Genomic DNA, 21842 nt, shown 5'->3' with positions numbered 1-21842 from the left:
TCTTACAGATACTCTTTAAATGGCACCTTCAAAATATGAGGAATATAATAACGGAACAATCATTCCAATATTGCTAAAAAAAATTATATCCCTGCAATTATAAAGCTAATCATCTCTTTTGCACGTTCTGGATTTTGACCTGTTTTGGCCATAATATTTATGCTTTGATGTAAATTCAGCAATAAATAAGACAATGTTTTGATATCTGTTGTTTTATCTATCTCTCCCGATTGTTGGCCCTTTTCCAAAAGCTCGCAAAATGCTTGTTCCAAATCCGAAAAACTAGTCTGTATCAAGACATTTATCTGTTCATCTGGTGACTCCAATGTTGTAGCTGTATTCGTTACAAAACATCCGCCCGGTAGGGTGGTATCGTATGCTGAAGCAATATGATACCCAAAAAATTGAAGAATTCCTTCTCTAACGTTGGATGCTTGTTCAAGAATGGTCTGCTTATTGGAACTCCCTTTTTTATAATGCTCCAGGGCATCTCTGTACAAGGTTTGCTTGTCGGAAAACGTATCATAAAGACTGGATCGGCTAATGCCCATCACTTCTAGTAAATCCGGTATGCTAGCAGCCTCGTATCCTTTTTTCCAAAACAACAACATTGCTTGGTGTAACGCTTGATTTCTGTCAAATTCTTTAGTCCTGGCGATAAGTAACACCTCCCGTTTCAGAAATATAACATATCTGAACTGATCAGTCCAGAAAAGAATTTTGCCGGTTGTTAATCGTTATTAAAAATTTATCCATTGAATAATATATGAGCATATTTTACATCTAACTCCAAAAATATTAACTTTGTTATACACCAAAAAGATCTCTTGAGCAGTGAATGCTGAAGAGATCCTCTTTTTATTTTACTCATAAGCTAGAATTACCCATCACTGAAATTACAATGGATCTGGAGTTCCAGTCCTGCTTCTCGATTTCTTAAATAGCAGTATCGCAAGAAGTAAAGCAATTCCTACAGCTCCAAACCCCAACCAATTTAAGTACAGGACAGATGTACGACTGATTACAACCCCACCTAATCCAGATCCCAGTGCAAAACCAAACTGTATAAACGACGTATTTACGCTAAGGGCAATGTCAGGATTACGAGGTGCCAGTGTAACCAGATATAGTTGCTGGGCCGGAGATATGCTCCACGTTGCTAACATAAAAATCATTAAAACCAAGATTAACATCATAAGATTAACTCCAGCTAGAGCAAACAAAAGAAGAGTTACGCCTTGTAACAGAAGGCCTAGACAAATTGTAAACTTTGATCCCTTTGCATCTGCCAATTGTCCGCCCACTTTTGATCCGACAAAGCTGCAAATTCCCGCGAGAAACAGAACACCGCTTATCTCGGTCATGGAAAGAGAAGACGTAGCTTGCAAGAAAGGCGTAATATACGTGAACAGTGTCGAATAGCCGCTGATATACAATAATGTAATAAGCAAGGCAGTCAGAATGAGTGGATTTTTTAAAATGGAGAGCTGCATTCTGAGGGTGATCTTTTCTTCCTCTTTGATTGCCGGAACCTTTTTGTAGATAATAAGTAATGGAAGAACACTTAACAATCCAATGAATATAAATAGAACTCTCCATCCAAACATTTCACTAAAAAATGTGCCCAATGGGACACCGAGCACTAGCGAACTGCTTAGCCCCATCAAAATGATGCCGATGGCATTGCCCCTTTTTTCTTTTTCAACCAGTCGTGTCGATACGGCCATCGCTACTACGGTAGCCACTCCTCCGCTAGCCCCTTGAATAATTCGCACCCATAGTAAAGTTTCGTAAGAAAGGTCAACAAGCATAAGTCCGTTGCTGGCAATAAACACACTGAGGGCGGACAACAGTAACTTCTTGCGATCCATATTTATTGTAATTGCAATGAGAATCGGAGCGATAATGGCCGCTGCCAGAGCGAATACAGTCACCAGTAAACCCACTTCGGAAGTAGATACGCTCAAGTCTGAGGCGATCATTTCTATGACTCCTGTAATAATGTATTCAAGGGTTCCGATCAGAAAAACAGCCAATGCCAAGATATATATAATCCATTTATTTTTCACTTTAATCCACTCCGTCTTCTTCAGTTATCTATTCTTCAGTTATCTATTTAGTATTGGAATTTGTATTTCTATAAACTGTACATCTTGATCTTGAGATAAGGGTAAATATAATTCTCTACCAGCTTCGTTCTCCTTGATCTGATAGTTATTCTTCTCAATCCATGTAGCTAGATGAACACAGGCTTTACAGGCAAAGGTGGCATTGGAACGATAAGCTATGGTGGCCATCATGGGCTCGGCAGGAAGAGTCCGCAGTTGAAATGGGTCGGGAGGTGATCGCAGCTCACAGCTTAAGAAGTAACCTATTTCAAACTCGAACTCTTCCTCTTGTCCTGCAATTTCTTTCCACAAAACAACCTGAGGTCCGTCGATCAGTTGGCGCATTTCTTTTGTTAATGACTGGTCAAACTGATGAAATAAAGTCGGGATATCCTCTTCCCTCCCGCACCCTGTCTGAAAAAGAAACTGCCGAGCACCCTCCTCTTTGATTCGAATTTCTTGTCCAGTTTCGACGTGCCCCTCTTCCTCTATAAGCTGCATGCGTTCCTCAATCCGGACGAGTTTGGCTTGTTCCGTATCGATAATCTGCTGAATTTCGCTTCTTTTTAGCTTAAACATGCCTTGGATATTCTCCAATGTAATATGCTCCTGTAACAGCTGTGTGATTTGTGGCAACGTGAACCCCAATTCTTTATAAATGAAGATTCGGTTGAGCTCGAGAAGCTGATCTGCGGAATAGTAACGGTAACCCGTATCGTGATCTACCTTTCTCGGCTTAAGTATGCCAATCTGGTCATAATAACGCAGTGTTTTTAATGAGACTCTACTTAGCCTGGAAAACGCACTGATTTTGAACAACATATCATCTCCAATCTTTTAACATAATGCGAGTATATAGTTTCCCGTACAGGGGAAAGTCAAGGGTGTATATGCTTCTCATTTGCCTAGCTAAATCAATCACCGTCCTTGTCATCACTCTATGTTGCTGTTAAATGTAAGTCAAAGAACCGTTTCTGAATGAAACGTTCATTTTTTTTGAACAAAAAAATGCCACTCATCGTGGCATTCTCTTGGTACGCATTCAATTATCCTGCTCAGGCAGGTTTGTATTATTTTCCGGTTTCAGCAAATGTTTTAATGCGTTCCCCGATCTGGTCACGAACCCTTTGGAATACGGCCCATTTCTCTTCATCTGTACCTTGTGCTTTGGCAGGATCATCAAATCCCCAGTGTTCTCGCTTCACAAGTGGAGGCGTCATTGGACATTTATCTGCTGCATCCCCACACAACGTGACTACGAAATCAGCGTTGTTCAACAACTCTGAATCAATGATGTCCGAGGTTTGAGTCGAAATGTCCAGATCAACTTCGTTCATGGCTTCAACCGCTTTTGGATTCAGACCGTGGGCCTCAATTCCTGCGCTATAGATATTCCAGTCCTCACTCAGATATTTCTTGGCCCAGCCTTCGGCCATTTGACTCCGGCAAGAGTTACCTGTGCACAGAAAGTACAGTGTTTTTTTACTCATGTTCATCGTCTCCTCGTTACTTGAATTATAGATTGCTTTTATAGAATGCTTAACCACAGATACAGACCCACTAGCGTAATAAACAGAGTCGGAATCGTGATTATGATACCTGTCTTGAAGTAAGTGCCCCATGAGATTTTGACACCTTTGGTGCTAAGAACATGAAGCCAAAGCAGGGTCGCGAGTGAACCAATCGGGGTAATCTTGGGTCCTAAGTCCGAGCCAATAATATTGGCATAGATAAGCGCCTCCCGAACAGTCCCTGTAGCTGTGGTTGCATCAATGGCAAGCGCATCAATTAACACGGTAGGCATATTGTTCATCAGGGATGAAATGATTGCCGCAATAAAGCCCATACCCATTGTTGCAGCGAACAATCCCTGATCAGCCACAGCCTGAATGACAACGGCCAACAAATCGTTCAAACCTACGTTACGTAGACCATAAATCACGACATACATACCGATGGAGAAAAATACGATGGCCCACGGCGCTTCTTTGACAACCAATGTAGTCGGTACAGCTGAACTGCGGGAAGCCATGATCAGGAAGAATATCGCGACAATACCTGCCACAAGAGATACGGGAATTCCGATAAATTCACTGGTAAAGTATCCAATGAGAAGAACCGCTAACACCACCCACGACAACCGAAACATCTTCATATCCTTAATGGCAGTTACCGGAGGTTTCAATTCACTCGCATCAAATCGTTTGGGAATACTCTTGCGGAAAAAGAGATACAGTACACCTATACTCGCCGCCAGCGAGAACAGATTTGGAACAAACATCCTTCCTGCGTACTCCATAAACGTAATACCAAAAAAATCGGCAGACACAATGTTGACCAGGTTACTTACAACCAGTGGCAAGGAAGTTGTATCCGCAATAAATCCACTGGCAATAATAAATGGAAATACTTTTTTCTCATCGAAATTCAGTGCACGTACCATGGCTAGAACAATCGGCGTCAGAATCAGTGCGCCTCCATCGTTGGCAAAGAAAGCAGAAACCACCGCTCCCAGGATGGAGACATAGACAAACATTCGTACACCATTGCCATGAGCGGCTTTGGCCATATGTAAGGCAGCCCATTCAAAAAAGCCGATACGATCCAGAATTAATGAGATCAGAATGATTGCCACAAAAGCAAGCGTGGCGTTCCATACGATTTGTGTCACATCCCATACATCTTCCAAATTGACCACACCCACAAGTAAAGCAAGGATTGCTCCGCCGCAAGCAGACCAACCAATGGACAGGTTTTTAGGCTGCCAAATAACGAGTACAAGTGTAATCAAAAAGATGATGCAGGCTAACAGCGTAGAAAACAAAACCATATACACCCCCTTTCAGTTCATCTTAATTTATATTTGTATATAATGATATGCTTATATATAGATCAAAAATTAATTACATACTGAAGTAAAGTTTTCTTTATTTAACGATTTAAGAATAGTTGCTGTATCTGGCATCAATTCCAGGACAGATGTAATATAGGGTGTATTCTCTACATTTAAAGAGTAGTATACCCACTGACCACGTTTACTTTCTTTAACCAAGCCTTGATCCTTCAGCTTGCGCAAATGTTGACTAATTCCAGGTTGTGACATGTCTAAAATCTCTACAAATTCACACACGCACCATTCACGTTCTTTGAGGAGTGTAAGGATCGTAAGGCGTGTTTTATCACCCAGCAATTTAAGCTTATCCGCTACCTCTTGCATAGAATCCATAGCACTTCCTCCTTTAATCACATATAAGTGTATGCTTATATTATAATATCAAAAAAATGAAGTCAATGTTTACTTGATGATTAAGTCCAAAAAGCGTTGGTTCGAATTCGAATCAACGCTTTTTGGAGTTTGTGATAATTTTTTAAATAAACAGATTATGATTGGCTTGTGATGCTTGTCCAAGATAGTAACCTACACCACCAATTTTGACTTGATCTATTAATTCTTCACGCTGTATCCCCATTAAATCCATAGACATTTGACAGGCAACGATCTTTACTCCTTGTGCAATTGCGCTCTCTATCAATTCTTCCAACGAAGGCACATGATGTTTTTTCATCAAACCACGGATCATCTTCGGGCCTGCTCCGAGCATATTCATTTTGGACATGCCAAGCTTCTGGCTCCCGCGAGGTAACATCATATCAAACATACGGCCGATCATAGTTTTGGATAACTTCTGAGGTTGCGGCTTACGAATAATACTCAATCCCCAAAACGTGAAAAATAGGGTTACTTTCCGTCCACTGGCTGCTGCCCCATTTGCAATAATGAGTGAAGCGATCGCTTTGTCCAGATCACCACTGAAAACAACCATCGTGCTGGCAGGATCGCTGATTGGGGCATTGGATACGGGTTGTGCTGTATTTTTGGCAATGACAGACTCAATTGTACCGCCTTTCAGTCTTTCCAACTGCAAGATTGTGGAACCCGACATTGTCGCCCATGCTTTAACATCTTCATAGAATCCTGGATCGGAAGCTTTCACGCGAAGGGTTTCTCCGTATGAGAGTTGATCCATTTTCTGCTTAACCTGAATTACGGGACCAGGACAACTTAATCCGCAAACGTTCAACTCATGATCAATACGTTGCGGTTGTATCGACTCAGAGGGAATAGACTTTTTTTCCTTAACGTCCACCGCAGAATCATGATGATCTTGTTTTTCAGTAGTAAATGGAGCAGGATTAAACTGGGCTTGACGGTATGTTTTATAACCACCACTTAAGTTTTTTACGCTAAAACCATGCTGACGCAAAATTTGCGAAGCAGTGTAACCACGTAAGCCGACTTGACAGTATAGCCAGATTTCTTTGGATCGGTCTAATTCATCTAAACGTTGACGAAGCTCATCAACTGGAAAAGAGAGTGAACCCGGAATATGACCATTTTGATGCTCAATTTCACTGCGTACATCCAGAAGTATAGACTGCCCCGGCTGACGATCAGCCAGTTGATTATAGCTGAACGTCTGAACACGTCCGGTAATCATATTCTCTGCTGCATATCCAGCCATATTCACGGGATCTTTGGCAGACGAATAAGGAGGCGCGTAACTCAGTTCAAGCTCTGTTAAATCCCGGACATGTCCTCCAAAATGAATGGCTACAGCAATATCATCAATTCGTTTATCCACTCCATCATAACCGACTGCTTGTGCGCCTAAAATTTTGCCTTCCGGAGTAAACAGCAGTTTAAGAGTAATTGCACTTGAACCCGGATAATACGATGCATGAGAAGCAGGGTGTACGATAACGGTTTGATAGTCCATGCCGAGACGCTGTAGTGTTTTTTCATTACTGCCTGTCGTCGCTGCGGTCATTCCAAATACTTTGATAATGGACGTACCTTGTGTTCCTCTATAGGTAGAAGGAAGCCCTGCGATACGGTCGGCAACAATACGGCCTTGTTTGTTGGCAGGTCCGGCAAGTGGTATCGTTGCCTTCGTACCATGAATGGTTTCCGTTACTTCGATGGCATCCCCAACAGCATAGATATGTGGCACACTACTTTCCAAGGCTTCATTTACGATAATATGTCCACGTGCACCCAGCGAAACGCCGCTATCTTTCAAAAAATAGGTGTCCGGCATTACGCCTATCGCAAGAATAACCATGTCAGCTGTCAACACATGACCATCGGCAAGTTCAACCCCTATGCCCTGTTCTAGGGAATGAAATCACTGAACACGTTTGGAAAACAGCAGGTTTACACCATGATTCTCCATTTCCTGTGCTAATGCGGCTGCTAACTCGGTATCATAGGGTGTGAGTACTTGTGCGTTCCCCTCAATCAGCGTTACATCCAGACCAGCTTCCTTTAAATTCTCAGCCATTTCCACGCCTATAAACCCACCGCCTATTACGATCGAAGATTGGTTGTTAGACGAACTAACCTGGTCTTTAATCCGATCAATATCTGGAATACTTCGTACGGTATAAATTAGCGGATTGTCCTTACCCGGCAGATCGGGAATGATCGGTTTTGCACCTGGTGATAATATCAACTCATCATAGCTTTCTTCATATGCACCCCGCTCTTGGGACTGTATCTTAACCACTCGCTTCTGCGAATCGATAGCTACGACCTCACTTCCTGTACGGACATCAATACAAAAGCGATCTGCCATCCCTTTTGGCGTTTGCACCAGCAGACGCTCTCGATCATCGATTGAGCCACCTATATAATAAGGCAAACCACAATTGGCAAATGAAATGTAGGGCCCTTTCTCAAAGATAATAATCTCGGCATGTTCATCCAGACGGCGAAGACGTGCAGCTGCAGATGCACCTCCAGCTACACCGCCAACAATGAGTACTTTTTTGCTCATGATTCACAATCATCCTTTTCAAATAAAGTTTTGATAATCTGTTCAACCCGTTGATCGGCAAGCACATAGTTCACTTCAAGACCATTCCGCTCCGTAGCAACAATACCTGCACTACGAAGTTTCTGGAGGTGTTGTGAGACTGTTGATTGGGGAAGATCCAGACATTCCTGCATATAAGAAACATTACATTTTTTTTTCATCATCAGTCCCCGCACAATGCATAAACGAATGGGGTGAGACAGAGCTTTCAGCAGATTAGCTGGTTCATCGAACTGTTTAATGTTATTGCTGTCAAAAGCGGGAGTGTTCAAAAGTATTCCTCCTAAATCGTTATATCGTAATAATACGATTTATTGATTCTCATGTCAAATGTATTCTGGAGTGAATACGTTCATTAAGTCGCATACCCGCTCAATCCTAAGGGTTTGGCTTGTTCCAGGTGGATGATAAAAATGCCTGCCAACAATCGCTAAAAGCGACATTTGACAGGCATACATACTTTATCAGGTCTTCATAAAATAGCGATTTAACTGAAGGTCTTTTATTAGAGTATAACAGGCTGAATCAGTCCGTCCTTACCAAAAAGAAGCGGGTCCATACATATTTCGCGGTGATACCCCTTTCCAGAGGAAAATCTAGATAGTGGGGTGACAAAACGGTGATAGGCAATCTGGTATTGACCCGTTTCGGAATCATTAAATATACAGTGATGACCTGTGCCCAGCATGCCCTTCTCCACATTTTTGCTCAGGATTGGGTATCGATAGGTAATTGGACCGTATAATTGCTCTGCCGTACCATAATTCACATGATAGTCTTCGCTACCTGTGTCATCACAGGACCATGTAAAGTGGTATAGTCCACCCTGCTTCAACACGGTTACCGCCTCACGAAAATCATGCAAGCCCGCCAGATTGCTCATTGTGTCCTCAACGACACTTATCATGTCTTCACCAAGCTCCACAATGGCACCATGTCCATTGCCAAATAGCAGATACTGTCTTCCATCATCTTCGACATAGATGGAAGGATCAATAGCTTGGCCCATAGTAATGCCCAGACGTTTCAATTGCTCCATTGTGATTAAAGGCTGCGACTCGGCCAGAAATGGACCAATCGGTGTATCTGCAACAGCAACGCCAATGGCACTCTCGCCGTTCAGCTTTTTTCCGCAGAAATAAAAATAGAACTTTTCGTTACGGCTGGCGATTGCCGGTGCCCAGGCATTACCGGTTGCCCAAGCTACATCCTCTGTTCCCAGATCAAGGATAACACCTTCATATTGCCAATGCTTCAGGTCTGAAGAAGAAAACACTTTGAACTGTGTCCCCGACCACCCCTCGAAACCATCTGTTGTCGGATACATATAGTAACGATCCTCAAACTGTGCGACATCAGGATCGGCATATTGTCCGGGAAGCACCTGATGACCATCCCCAAAAGCCGCGAGAAGCCGGCTGCACTCCTCAGCTGTGATTGGCAGGACACTTCCATGCCGCTTTTGAGTCGTTCCCATATCGAATTCACCATCAGGGACGATTCGGAATTCTCCACTTCCCAGATCTGTAGTCAGCAGAGGAAGATAACCCTTGCCTTCAGCAAATCGATCAACAATCAGACACCATTCCTCCCGGTCATTGAATTTAAAGATTTGAGGTCCCTCCACACCTGCCATAGCCTCCAGTACCGGAGCTTGAAGTGTAACAAATGCCCCTTTGTCGAGAGAGTCTCCTTTTTCTACCCGTATGTTTTTGGTTGTTTCATCCTTGGAGTATCGATAATAAGAGCCATCCGCAGGAAGAATCGTTGTATCAATAATATGATTATCCCGCTCAATGTATTTTTCCGATGCAGAGAACGTACGAAAGTCTTTTGTGCGAGCACTGTATATTTTTTGTTTTCGTTCTTGCTCCTGTGGTTCCTGCGTCGCAGAAGCCCAGAATACAACAAACTCATCTGCCATTTCATCATACACAGCTTCTGGTGCCCAGACACATCCAGCGCCCTCAACACCTAGTGTAACGTTCCATGGGGATGACCAGTTCACGAGATTGCTGGATTCCCATATAATTACGTCACGGCTCCCGGCATTAACGGCATGAGTCCATCCTTTGCCGCTTGCGATGCGGAGATCCGTAGCAATCAGATAAAATTTATTATCCTTGACTGAACGAACCAGAAACGGGTCCCGTACCCCCTTTTCTCCAAGGTCGGAAAACAGCACAGGCGATCCGCCATTAAGGTCCTTCCAGTGAAGACCATCCTCGCTATAGGAGAAATAAACCTGCTCTCCGTCTGGTTGTTCGCCAATAAAATGTACAAAGAGATACCCATCATAATTTGGAGTTGTTTTGGTCAATGGTAAAGAGCCTCCTGAAAATGAAATTGATCGTATACTAACAGTAATATAAAAATGAAAGCGTTCTACTTATGTTGTATCATACTTCAAAAACAGCGGAATGAGTATATTTTGTAATCTCGTATGTAGAAGATCATGTGAATCTTTCGCAGGAAATATATTGCCCTGATTGGAATGTTTGACTTGCTCCTCATGCAAAGAAATTAAAGTTATCGCCGTATTTGTTTATTTTACCTCAAGTATACAAAGTTCTTGGTGTTCATTTACATATAAATGCTAATCTTCTTAATGATGAACAAATGAATATAGATTCATGCATTCATTTTTGTTGTTGAGATATTACGAGGAGGAATCATTGTGAAATTATCCAAAAGAGTACTACCAGCGGTAGCGCTGACTCTGGCTGTATCGGCTTCTACTCTCTTGTCCGCCGGACAAGCAAGTGCCGTTCAAGCTGTAAGTGTGGAGAAAAAACAAATCAAGAACATCATCTTCCTCATTGGGGATGGCATGGGGACCTCTTATACTTCAGCCTACCGTTATATGAAAGATGATCCTTCAACGAAGGGCATGGACAAAACCGTATTCGACCCTTATCTGGTTGGGGCACAAATGACCTATCCGGATGATGATAAACAAAATGTGACGGATTCCGCTTCCGCGGCAACGGCCATGTCCGCGGGCGTGAAAACATACAATGCGGCCATTGCGGTTGACCCTGAGCAGAAGGAAGTCAAAACCGTACTTGAGCAGGCCAAAGAAAACGGGAAAGCCACCGGACTCGTGGCTACGTCGGAGATCACTCATGCCACACCAGCTGCATTTGGTGCCCATGATATCAGTCGAAAAAATATGGATGCTATTGCGGACGATTATTATGATGAGTTGATTAATGGCAAGCATAAGGTGGATGTACTTCTGGGTGGAGGGAAATCCAATTTTGTACGCGAGGGTCGTGACCTTACAAAGGAATTCCAGAAGGCCGGATTCAGCTATGTGACGGATCGTTCCTCTCTCCTCGCTGATAAGAATCAACAAGTTCTTGGACTGTTTGCGGACGGAGGGCTGGACAAGTTGATTGATCGTACTGTTGCAACTCCATCATTAGCTGAGATGACCAATACAGCGATTGATCGCCTCAGTTCGAACGACAAAGGATTCTTTCTAATGGTCGAAGGCAGCCAGATCGACTGGGCAGGACATGATAATGATATCGTTGGCGTGATGAGTGAAATGGATGATTTCGCAGCAGCATTTCAGGCAGCTATTGATTTTGCCAAAAAAGACGGTGAAACACTTGTCGTAGCTACTGCCGACCACTCCACGGGCGGACTTACGCTTGGAAAAGACGGAGAATACAACTTCTTCGTAGACCCAATCAAAGCTGCACTGCGCACACCTGACTTCATGGCAGCACAAATTGCAAAAGGTGCTTCGGTTGAAGAAACACTGAAAAGTTATCTCAAACTGGAGTTGAAACCTGAAGAGATTCAATCGGTGAACGAAGCAGCCAAAAGTGCGGATGTAACAAAGATTGATAATGCTATTGAAGCGATTATTGATAACCGTTCATTTACCGGCTGGACAACAGGTGGACATACAGGTGAAGATGTTCCGGTCTATGCCTACGGTCCGGCAAGTCATCGCTTCGCCGGTTTGATCGACAACACAGATAATGCCAAGATCATATTTGATATTCTCAGTAAGCACCAGTAAAAAAAATCCCTAATAAATTTCGGTAAAACTTTGAAAAAGCTTAAGCCCTTGTCTCCAGTTGTTGCCGATGGAGACAAGGGCTTTTAATTGATCATTCGTGTACTTGACGAAGTGTTATATTATCTTCCCTTGACTTTTAATACATTCTTTATACCAGTAGAAAGAATCTTTTTTAACTCGCTTTAATGAACCCTTCCCATCATTGTCTTTATCGACATAGATTAAGCCATATCTCTTTTTCATCTCTCCTGTTCCGGCACTGACAAGGTCAATGCAACCCCAAGGAGTGTAACCTATCACTTCGACCCCGTCTTCCAGAATGGCTTTTTTCATCTCACTCACATGCTGTCTAAGGTAATCAATCCGATACGGATCATGCACTGACCCATCCTCTTCGAGCGTATCCACTGCGCCTAAACCATTCTCTACAATAAATAGCGGGATCTGATACTTATCATACAGCCAGTTTAATGTAATCCGGAGACCTACCGGATCAATTTGCCATCCCCATTCACTGGCAGGCAAGAGCGGATTTTTATAACCGCTTATTTCATTCCCCTCACTCTTGTCCTGATCGGTTGGATTAGCAATAACGACAGAGCTGGAGTAATAACTGAATCCGATATAATCTACGGTTCCTTCTCTCAGAATCAATTCATCCTCAGGAGCAGTTTCAATTTCCAATTGATGCTGCTTCAGGAACCCATAATATGAGCGTGGATATTTGCCTCTGACATGTACATCGAGAAAGAAGTAAGCTTGTTGAAGTTTTTTGACCTGGGCAAGCACATCATCAGGATCGCATGTAGCTGCGTATGATGTTGGATGAAGGAACATGCCGCCGATCATAAAGTCCGGGTTGATCTCTTTACCAAGCTTGACTGCTTTGGCACTGGCTATCAGCATATAATGCGCAGCCTGGTACATGGTCTGAAGTTTGTTTTCCCCATCGTTCCACTGAATGCCTCCCGGCTTCCATGGCTTGCGCACAATCATATTGATTTCGTTAAACGTCATCCAGTATTTAACCTTAGTCCGATATCTGGTGTAGACTGCTTCGCAGAAGTTTAAGTAAAAATCAATCAATTTACGATTGCGCCATCCCCCATATTCCGTCACTAGATGATATGGCATTTCGAAATGAGATATGGTGACTACTGGCTGAATCCCGTATGCCAAACAGGTGTCAAATAAGTCATCATAGAATTGCAGACCTTCCTCATTCGGTTTCGTCTCATCTCCGTTTGGAAATATCCGTGTCCACGCGATGCTGGTTCGAAAGCATTTGAATCCCATCTCATGAAACAACTGAATATCTTCCTTGTATCTTGTATAAAAATCACTAGCCTGATGACTAGGGTAATATACATTCTCCTCAATTCCCTGTGTAATTCTTCGCTCCAAGCCATGTGTTGCTGCTGTCATGACATCTGCAACACTGACTCCTTTGCCGCCCTCATTCCATCCACCTTCTAACTGGTTGGCCGCTGCAGCGCCTCCCCAAAGAAAGTCATCAGATAATTTACTCATATTAACCACCTCTAAGCGTGAATGCGTAACAATGCTTCGTTTTGGACAACCCGATCCTCAGCAATCTGCTCAACACTCTGATATTCAAAAGTATTCGATATAATGATGGGCACGACCGTATCAAATCCTGCTGCGCGAATAGCCTCATGATCATATTCGATCAGCAGATCTCCTTGCTTAATCACCTGATCCTGCTGCACATAAGCTGTGAAATGCTTTCCTTTCAACTTGACTGTATTTATCCCTACATGAACAAGCATTTCCACACCCTCATTCGACATCAGTCCAATGGCATGTTTGGTTGGGAACAGCGATACAACCTTTCCGTCAAATGGGGCGTATACTTTGCCGTCGATTGATTCAACTGCAGCACCGCTCCCCAGAGCAAAGATGGGATCGTCGATTTCAGTTATATTTTTAACTATCCCGTTAATCGGAGAGCCAATGATCATTGTTCCGGTTGGTCGAGTCAAAGCATGAGATTCTGAGGTCGCCGCAATCGCATTAGCGGCAGCAGAACCATCTGTTCCATTGCCAACACTTGCAGTAACTGGAGCTGGAATCTCTTCTTCAATTCCCCAGATCAAGACGGCAACCAGTGCAAGCGTAATGCTGATTGCTACCCCGATAATGATGTGTATATAACTGTCAGCGATATAGGTTGGCAAGGCCAGGATACCTGGCAGAATCAGAGCCGTTGCTCCTCCACCCCAGAAATTGATGTAAGCTGCTCCGATACCTCCTGCAAGCATCGCACAGATAAAAGGACGCTTGTACTTAAGGTTGAATCCGAAGATAGCCGGTTCGGTAATACCAAACATCGCCGTTACACCACTGGATAAAGCACTGGATTTGCTCGCTTTATGTTTCAATAAGAGGAATACACCAATACATGCCCCGGCTTGAGCCAGATTTCCTGTCAAGTTCGCAGGTGAAATTACCGAGTATCCATATTCAGCAATGAGCTGGCTGTTAATTGGAGTAATTGCGTAATGCATGCCAAATATAATTAGAAGTGGTCTGAATGTTCCAAACAAAAATGCACCAATGACGCCATTCACCGTATACAAATACGTTACAATTTGAGCAACTCCACTGCCGAAGTAGGTTCCTAAAGGTCCGAAAACAATTAATCCAAGTGGAACCATAATGAACAACACAATCATCGGCACAAACAAAATTTTAAACATATCGGGTATTCGCTTATTAACAAATCGGTAGACGTAGCTCATCACCCAAACCGAAATAATAATCGGAATGATCGTTGATTTATAGTTCACGAGCAATAATGGAAGGCCGAAAAAGCTTAAACTGGTAACACCCGTCTCTGCCACTTTTGCTGCACCTTCCATAATGGTGGGATACATGTAAGCCCCGGCAAGGGCCACAGCCAGATATTCGTTGGTTTTGAACTTCTTGGCCGCGCTGACTGCAAGGAAGAAGGGGAAAAAATAGAAAATAAGATCGCTAATCAGATTAAAGGTTTGGTACGCACCGCTTGTTGTCTCAAGAAGATTCATTGTCGTCAGGATTGCAAGCACAGACTTCACCATACCGCACCCAATCAACACTGGAATGACTGGCCCGAATATACCTGCCACCGTTTCCACGACTCGGGAAATCACATTCTTTTTTTGTTGTACTGCTTTCACTTCAATGTCCTGATTTTCCAAGTCAAGCTTTTCACTTACTGCGTCAAAAACGCTTTTCACTTTTGCGCCAATGATGATCTGTAACTGACCGCTGTTAAACTGGGCTCGCAGGACACCTTCCAGTCGATCAAGCGCTTTCAAGTTAACCTGAGACTCATCTTTTACGTTGAATCTCAATCTGGTTGCACAATGCGTGGCATACGTAATATTATCCTGTCCAATGTTAGCGATAATCTCCTTAGCCAATTCCTCTGTTTTCATATGATTCCCCCGCCCTCTTAGCTGTCTTTACTTGCCTCCGGCAAAGTTGTATAACATCTTTTCACGTAGGCCTGATGTATCTTTGCCGAAGATTTCTGCAATTTTGTATGCAAATGGATAAGGTGTTGCAGGCCCTTGGCTTGTAACGAGATTCTGGTCAGCTACGACGACTTCATCCTTGAAGATGCCGCCAATCAATTTCTCAGCGTACCCTACATAACCTGTTACCTGTTTGCCCTCAATGACCTTTGCATCGGACAGTACCACCGTACCAGAACACATTGCGGCAATGTACTTGTTGTTCTGATTGAAGTACTGCACCATGTCAATCACATCCGGATTTTCCTTCAGGTTTTGTCCACCTGGGCGGCCTCCCGGCAGAACGATCATGTCATACTGCTTTACTTCTTCGCCAAAAGGTTTGTCTGCTTCTACAAAGATGCCGTGCATGCCCTTAACCAACTTATCACCAAAATAAAACGTGTCACAGGTTAATCCAGCTCTTCTCAAAATATCAACAATCGTCAGCGTTTCGCCCTCTTCGTAACCTTCCGCCATCAATACTGCTACTTTATTCGTCATTTCAGTTCCCTCCTATTCAGCATCAAATGCATTGAAATATACCATACGATTTTTGACAGCCATACTGTCTCCGCCTAAGGCATCCACTAATGCAAAAGCGAAAGCATAAGACGTCGCAGGGCCGCGGCTTGTAATCAGATTTCCATCTTTAACAACAATATCTTCTTTAAAAGTACCGCTGGTTTCAATTTTCTGATCATAACCTACATAAGCGGTAAAATTTTTGTTCTCCAACACACCTGCTTTGCCTAGTGCAAGAGGTGCTGCACACATGGCTGCTACATATTTGCCGGACTGATTCATTTCCTGAATAAGTTGAATTACACGGTCATCATCACGAAGATTAGCGGCCCCAGGCATTCCTCCAGGGAGTACAATCATATCGTAGGTTTTAACATCTTCACTGATGAGCGCATCAGCCTTGACCACGATGTCATGACTACCACGAACCATTTCACCCGCTGTACTAATCATGTGACATTCGATATGTGCTCTTCTCAAAATATCAACAATCGTCAGGGTCTCACTTTCTTCAAATCCTTCTGCTAATAGAACTGCAACTTTACTCACGCACATAACCTCCTGTTAATTATATTTTGGAGCAGACATTTGCATATTGCTCACGCTTACACCGCTATGGACATCGTGAATACATTCATAATTTATCATAGATATTCGCAACCCCAAAGCACATTTAGATTGCTTGTATGTAACTAATAGTTGCAGTATGATGATCTTTAACCGTGTTGCATCTATAGTGTTTACATTAGAATCACACAGAAGATTACCTCAGGAGGTATGCATGCTTAATAACTATAAATATTTTTTGGTTCTGTCCGAAGAGTTAAACATTTCCAATGCAGCGAAACGACTATATATTTCCCATCAATCACTCAGCAAATACCTGAAAAGCTTGGAAGAAAAACATGGTGTTGCGTTCTTCGAAAGAAAACCTAAAATTGCGCTGACAGCAGCGGGGAAAATTATGCAAGATACGCTACGTCAAATTGAGCTGCTGGATCAAAACATGGAGAATCAACTTACTGATCTTAAAGAGGATAAGTCAGGCACGATTCATTTTGGCGTTACCGAAGGCCGCTATCCCATTATCGTGCCGAAATTATTAAAAGAGTTTTATGCCCTGCATCCCAAAGTGGAGCTTAAAATTCATCGTACAACCTCACCGCAAATGCAGGAGATGGTGTTAAACAATTCACTGGATCTGTTTCTCTCGGGTGTGGACAATATCGTAACGCAAAATGTAAAGTATGAAACGATACTGCTTGAGCAGATGTACATGGTAATCTCGGACAATTTGCTCAAGCAGTATTTCCCTGATCAATATCCCGAGTGCATCGAAACATTTAACCAGGGTGCGGATTTGAGTCTGTTTCAACATGTACCCTTTGTTCTGAATAAGAAAAACTTCAATTCCCGTATTTTGCTCGATAAACATCTCGCTGAACGTAACATATCCCTGCATTGTATTAACGAATTGACGCAACCGGATATCCATCATCTTTTGTGTGCTGAGGATTACGCAGCCAGTTTTTCATTAACGATGTATCTTTCAGGGATTCATGCATTGAATGAGTCTAATCATACGAATTCTCACCTTCATGTATTTCCAATCGCCAATTTTTCTTATCTTCACCCGCTTGCATTGATCTATCACAAATCTAAAATTTTCCCCTCTTACGTAGAGGATTTAAAAAAAATAGTCAAACGTTATTGCACCCCTTCGTTGCATCAAAGCAATTGAATCATATTGGTGTTCAATTACTTATGTGCATACAAAAGTTGAGTTAGTGCAGTTAACTTGTGCTTGAGTTCAACATCATGCCAACTTTATATTTTTGTTATGTAAACTTCCCGTGTATTTGCGGATTGAAGTCAAAATAACGAGGTGAACTGTTGTGAATCATATGATTGTAGAACTTGCCAACTACGTAACCCGTCTTCAATATGAGGATCTTTCCGAGAGGGCTATCGAAGTAGGTAAACAGGTAATACTCGACTCTTACGGTAATATGGTATTTGGTCGATACTCCGAAACAAGTGAACGCATTTTGGAATATGCAAGATTGGCAGACTCTATTATTAAAAATGAAGACTTGGTCTCATTGATTGGTGAACAGGATGTTCGCACTAGCACAGATCATGCTGTCTTTATTCATACCATGATGGCACGTTGTGCAGACCTGGATGACGGCTATCGCCACGCCATGGGCCACCCTGGATCTGTGCTTGTTCCGCTCCTGCTAAGTATGGCTCAGCTTCACCGAAACGATGGGAAACAGATGATCACCGCCATTGTTGCGGCTTATGACGTATATGCTCGGTTAGGCGAAGCGATCAATCCATTTATGTACCGGGAAAGAGGATTTGATGCTACCGGGGTATGCGGCGCTGTCGCAGCAGCGGCCTTGGTAAGTAAATTAACAAATGCAGATACCAAGCAGACCAAGGATGCGATGGGAATTGCTTCTCTTTTCACAGGAGGTTTGATTGAATATCAGAATGATGGAACTTCAGGGAAAATTTTATGCAGTGGCTGGGCGGCATTGACCGGATTAAGGGCCGTGAGACTGGCATCCTGTGGTTTCACGGGTCCTGATGCAGCTTTGGAAGGAAAATATGGATTCTTCCAGGCCTTCAAAGGAACAAGCGGGCATTGTGACACAAGTCATGTGCTGGAAGGACTGGGAACTGATTTTAAAGTGACTGACATTTATTTCAAACGTCATGCCTGCCAGCGTGGATTACACGCCACTCTGGATGCTATGTTGGAACTTCGTGAAGACTATAGTTTAACACCATCCAAGATCAAGTCTGTTGATGTGAGGACCTCTTCATTTGTATATCGTCTGACGAATCCTAAACCCAAGACCGCAATCGGAGCACAGGCCAGCACACAATTCACTTCAGCCGTGGCTCTCAAATACGGTCGTATGGACTCAGAGGAATTAATATTCAATAGCTTCACCGATCCGGAGGTTCAGGAGCTGGTGCAAAAAATTACAGTAACCCTGGATGATGAAGTGCAGCAATATCTGGCTGATCATCCAACTCATTTTTGCGCTTCCCATGTTGTTATAACAACACATGATGGCAATATATATGAACGGTGGATGCCTGTACCTCTAGGTGATATGGAAACTCCGTTTGGCTGGAATATGCTCGAACAGAAATTCAATCAATTTCTTGAAGGCACACCTTTTAATGGAACAAAAAAAGAACGATTTAAGCTTATTCAACATTTGGAGAACTTAAATCATGTGGATAGACTGCTTTGTGTGTAAGCGACTTGACTAGCTATTACCATTCTGAGTTGAATAAGATGAATATGAAAAAGGGTGAACCGTAGTTCACCCAGGTCGCTTACTCTTGTTGGATAAGCGGCCTTTTTAACGTTTGGACTCACACATGCCTATTTCGAATTTGCTAATATGCATTATATCCCATGGAGTTGGTTAACTTATACAACACCACTTGTATTGAAGTGAGAGAAATCCGATAAATGCTGATGCGGCTTATAGTGAAACTACAGAAGTAACAAAGCTTTGGAGGAAAATGGCATGTTAGGAAACATTCTGTTGGGTATGGTCATTCCCATTATATTGGGTGTATGGATTCTGCGTCGGAACTTTACAATCCTTATTCTATATTATCCACTTGGTGTGGCTATTTCAGCATCCATCAACAATATCGGGTTTAATTACTTCTGGAATATTCTGCCGAATACTCATAATCAATCCTTGGCTGCTCTTCCAATGGATCTTGGAGTCTATCCGATCGCCGGCTGCTTGATGATGTATGCCATTATAGTTAAAGGTGCCAAGCCATGGTTGGCGATCCTCGTTGCATCATTATCGCTGACATTAATCGAATGGGTTGCCAAAATGATGGGACATGTCATTTATTTTAATGGATGGAACATTATTTGGACCTTTTTGTCATACCTCCTGCCATTTGTTCTTGCTTATGGTTACAGTAAAATATTGAGGTATACCAAGTGAAGTTTTACTGAAGCTTTCCACAAATAAGGCAGGACAGATGATATGGGTTAACGCTGATGGGCATACGTGCATATCTTAACTCATATTCGTCTTGGAGGGATTCGTAATGTATGTGGCATATCCATATGGTTACAGGTACACTTTTACTCCGGTATGGGCAACATCATCAGCCGAAGCACTTGAATTAATCAAAACGGCTGTGCAAGGAGAACGAAACGATGAGGTGTTCTATGATTCACTGATTCAGTTGTCACCCGATGCCAATCAGGCTGCCATCATCACGAGCATCCGCAATGATGAACGAGGACATAATCAAATGTTCCGCCAAATGTACAAGGATCTGACAGGTCAGGAGATTACGGGCATAAGCAGTGAGCCGGTTGAGACGGTCACCTCTTATCTTGCCGGACTGCAAAAGGCGTTTCAGGGTGAATTGGCGGCCGTGGAAAAGTATAGAAAAATATGGTTTGGTCTCCCTTATGGCATATATAAAGACACGGTGTGGGGAATCATCCTGGACGAACAGAAACATGCGGATAAATATAACAATCTGATTACCTATAATTTGCCGAGATAGTCATGTATGGGATAAACAACGCGCGTATTCTTTTAAAAAAATGAAAATTGAAATCAGCAAAAAACCAGTGAATAATTAAAGCTCACTGGTTTTTTGCTTTGCCGAGTCGCTCTTTTATAATCCTGAGTTTAAATGCACTCTTCCAACGTATCAGGTTCCACATGAACGTGAACGGTGTATACGTCATGTTCCTCCATTAACTCGTTCTCCACGTCTGTACAGATATCGTGTGCTTGTTGAAGATCCAGCTCAGCATGGACTGTTATGACAACGTCTACTACAACGTTATTGCCATAATTCCGCGCTCTCACGTCTTTAACTGTTTCTACGCTGTCAATTCCGGCAATCGTTTTTTTGTACTCCTGAATCAGTTCAACATCAAAACCATCCGTCAGATGATGTGTGGCTTCCTTGAAAATGTCCCAAGCGGTCTTGCAGATCAGGAAACCGACAATGACAGCCGTTACAGGGTCCAGCCATGGGAGGCCGAACTGGGAACCCACGATCCCAATGACCGTACCGGTGCTCACCCAGGCATCGGAGATATTATCTCGAGCTGCAGCCATGACTGCCTGACTTTTAATACGAGTAGCAAGTCTCTTGTTATAGCGATAGACCAGATACATGATAACTGCGCAGAAAATGCCTGTGTACCCAGCGATGATATCCGGAGATTCATGTGTACCCTGAAACACAGAACCAATGGCTTGAAACAGTACTTGTAAACCTACTGCCATCATAATGAAAGAAGCAACAAGTGACGCAACGGTCTCTGCTCTCCAGTGACCATATGTATGATCTGTGTCGGCTGGGCGTTGGGCAAGCTTCAAACCGATCAGTACAGCTATTGAGGCCACAATATCGGTGGCATTGTTTAATCCATCCGCCTTGAGCGCTTCTGATCCGGCCATATTGCCAACGATCAGTTTTAATACGGTCAAACATATGTAGGCGATAATGCTGATGATAGCTCCGCGCTCCCCCAGCTTTAGATTATCGTATTTAAGTTGATCCACATGATATCCTCCTGCAATCTTCAATTCAAGCACGTGTATGATGGTACCATTGAAGATTTGTGTGGGTCTAGAGAAACGTTTTGAGTGTGACGAAACATAATCTGAACGCGGCAATTTTTTTACAAGAATCCAAAAAAGTTGGATTTGGCAAACTTAAGTGATTAATGGGTGGTAAGAGGAAGGTG

Annotated in this window: 18 protein-coding genes and 1 pseudogene; 5 read left to right on the top strand and 14 right to left on the bottom strand. The window is 42.9% G+C overall.

Annotated features, from left to right (window positions below; all coding sequences use genetic code 11):
* Positions 1-83 precede the first annotated feature (83 nt).
* The 9 genes and pseudogenes from MKY01_RS16165 to MKY01_RS16125 form a co-directional block, all read right to left on the bottom strand.
* Entirely contained in the window at positions 84-668 is a 585-nt protein-coding gene (locus tag MKY01_RS16165) for a TetR/AcrR family transcriptional regulator (protein ID WP_339282592.1), read from the bottom strand.
* Positions 669-896: 228 nt separating this feature from the next.
* Positions 897-2069, bottom strand: a complete 1173-nt coding sequence (locus tag MKY01_RS16160; RefSeq protein ID WP_282321322.1) for an MFS transporter — start codon at positions 2067-2069, stop codon at positions 897-899.
* 39 nt (positions 2070-2108) lie between these two features.
* Positions 2109-2927, bottom strand: coding sequence for a helix-turn-helix domain-containing protein (locus MKY01_RS16155; RefSeq protein WP_282322167.1), 819 nt, complete (start codon positions 2925-2927; stop codon positions 2109-2111).
* A 251-nt stretch (positions 2928-3178) separates the two neighbouring features.
* The gene (arsC, locus tag MKY01_RS16150; RefSeq protein ID WP_127548768.1) at positions 3179-3598 is read right to left on the bottom strand and encodes an arsenate reductase (thioredoxin); all 420 of its coding nucleotides are present in this window, start codon (positions 3596-3598) and stop codon (positions 3179-3181) included.
* A 38-nt stretch (positions 3599-3636) separates the two neighbouring features.
* The gene (locus MKY01_RS16145; protein WP_282321323.1) at positions 3637-4938 is read right to left on the bottom strand and encodes an arsenic transporter; all 1302 of its coding nucleotides are present in this window, start codon (positions 4936-4938) and stop codon (positions 3637-3639) included.
* Positions 4939-5007: 69 nt separating this feature from the next.
* Positions 5008-5334: a metalloregulator ArsR/SmtB family transcription factor gene (locus tag MKY01_RS16140; RefSeq protein WP_036671386.1), complete on the bottom strand. Its 327-nt coding sequence runs from the start codon at positions 5332-5334 to the stop codon at positions 5008-5010.
* A gap of 142 nt (positions 5335-5476) precedes the next feature.
* A pseudogene (locus tag MKY01_RS16135) lies at positions 5477-7945 on the bottom strand (DsrE/DsrF/DrsH-like family protein).
* Positions 7942-8256 carry a metalloregulator ArsR/SmtB family transcription factor gene (locus tag MKY01_RS16130; protein ID WP_036615511.1) on the bottom strand — a complete coding sequence of 105 codons (315 nt, stop codon included), beginning with the start codon at positions 8254-8256 and terminating at the stop codon, positions 7942-7944. The pseudogene MKY01_RS16135 and the gene MKY01_RS16130 overlap by 4 nt, the downstream one beginning before the upstream one ends.
* A 233-nt stretch (positions 8257-8489) precedes the next feature.
* On the bottom strand, positions 8490-10304 hold the full coding sequence (locus tag MKY01_RS16125) for a family 43 glycosylhydrolase (RefSeq protein ID WP_339282590.1): 1815 nt from the start codon (positions 10302-10304) through the stop codon (positions 8490-8492).
* A 354-nt stretch (positions 10305-10658) separates the two neighbouring features.
* Here MKY01_RS16125 and MKY01_RS16120 point away from each other — a divergent pair, with 354 nt between their 5' ends.
* Positions 10659-12020 carry an alkaline phosphatase gene (locus MKY01_RS16120; RefSeq protein WP_339287184.1) on the top strand — a complete coding sequence of 454 codons (1362 nt, stop codon included), beginning with the start codon at positions 10659-10661 and terminating at the stop codon, positions 12018-12020.
* Between the two features lie 114 nt (positions 12021-12134).
* On the opposite strand, the gene MKY01_RS16115 is transcribed toward MKY01_RS16120, so the two are convergent.
* From MKY01_RS16115 to MKY01_RS16100, 4 genes are read right to left on the bottom strand one after another with little or no spacing between them, the layout of a single operon-like run.
* Positions 12135-13550, bottom strand: a complete 1416-nt coding sequence (locus MKY01_RS16115; RefSeq protein ID WP_339282588.1) for a 6-phospho-beta-glucosidase — start codon at positions 13548-13550, stop codon at positions 12135-12137.
* Positions 13551-13561: 11 nt separating this feature from the next.
* Positions 13562-15463: a glucose PTS transporter subunit IIA gene (locus tag MKY01_RS16110; protein ID WP_339282586.1), complete on the bottom strand. Its 1902-nt coding sequence runs from the start codon at positions 15461-15463 to the stop codon at positions 13562-13564.
* Positions 15464-15490: 27 nt separating this feature from the next.
* Complete coding sequence (locus MKY01_RS16105; protein WP_339287052.1) at positions 15491-16045, bottom strand: DJ-1 family glyoxalase III; 555 nt, start codon at positions 16043-16045, stop codon at positions 15491-15493.
* Between the two features lie 12 nt (positions 16046-16057).
* Positions 16058-16615, bottom strand: coding sequence for a DJ-1 family glyoxalase III (locus tag MKY01_RS16100; RefSeq protein ID WP_339287050.1), 558 nt, complete (start codon positions 16613-16615; stop codon positions 16058-16060).
* 232 nt (positions 16616-16847) lie between these two features.
* On the opposite strand from MKY01_RS16100, the gene MKY01_RS16095 reads away from it, so the two are divergent.
* The 4 genes from MKY01_RS16095 to MKY01_RS16080 all read left to right on the top strand — a co-directional run bounded on the left by MKY01_RS16095 (position 16848) and on the right by MKY01_RS16080 (position 20641).
* Entirely contained in the window at positions 16848-17807 is a 960-nt protein-coding gene (locus MKY01_RS16095) for a LysR family transcriptional regulator (protein WP_339287048.1), read from the top strand.
* A 163-nt stretch (positions 17808-17970) separates the two neighbouring features.
* The gene (locus MKY01_RS16090) at positions 17971-19347 is read left to right on the top strand and encodes an MmgE/PrpD family protein (protein WP_339287183.1); all 1377 of its coding nucleotides are present in this window, start codon (positions 17971-17973) and stop codon (positions 19345-19347) included.
* Between the two features lie 276 nt (positions 19348-19623).
* A complete protein-coding gene (locus tag MKY01_RS16085; protein WP_339287046.1) occupies positions 19624-20064 on the top strand; it encodes a CBO0543 family protein in 441 nt (146 codons plus the stop codon).
* A 106-nt stretch (positions 20065-20170) separates the two neighbouring features.
* On the top strand, positions 20171-20641 hold the full coding sequence (locus MKY01_RS16080) for a ferritin-like domain-containing protein (protein ID WP_036671366.1): 471 nt from the start codon (positions 20171-20173) through the stop codon (positions 20639-20641).
* Positions 20642-20769: 128 nt separating this feature from the next.
* Here the strand turns inward: MKY01_RS16080 and MKY01_RS16075 are convergent, their stop codons facing one another.
* The gene (locus MKY01_RS16075) at positions 20770-21657 is read right to left on the bottom strand and encodes a cation diffusion facilitator family transporter (protein WP_339287043.1); all 888 of its coding nucleotides are present in this window, start codon (positions 21655-21657) and stop codon (positions 20770-20772) included.
* Positions 21658-21842: the final 185 nt, after the last annotated feature.

Origin of the sequence: Paenibacillus sp. FSL R5-0486 (assembly GCF_037975155.1) — a bacterium.
Lineage (GTDB): Bacteria > Bacillota > Bacilli > Paenibacillales > Paenibacillaceae > Paenibacillus > Paenibacillus amylolyticus.
The sequence above is the reverse complement of the archived record's forward strand: the minus strand, read 5'-3'. Positions and strand labels throughout refer to the sequence as shown.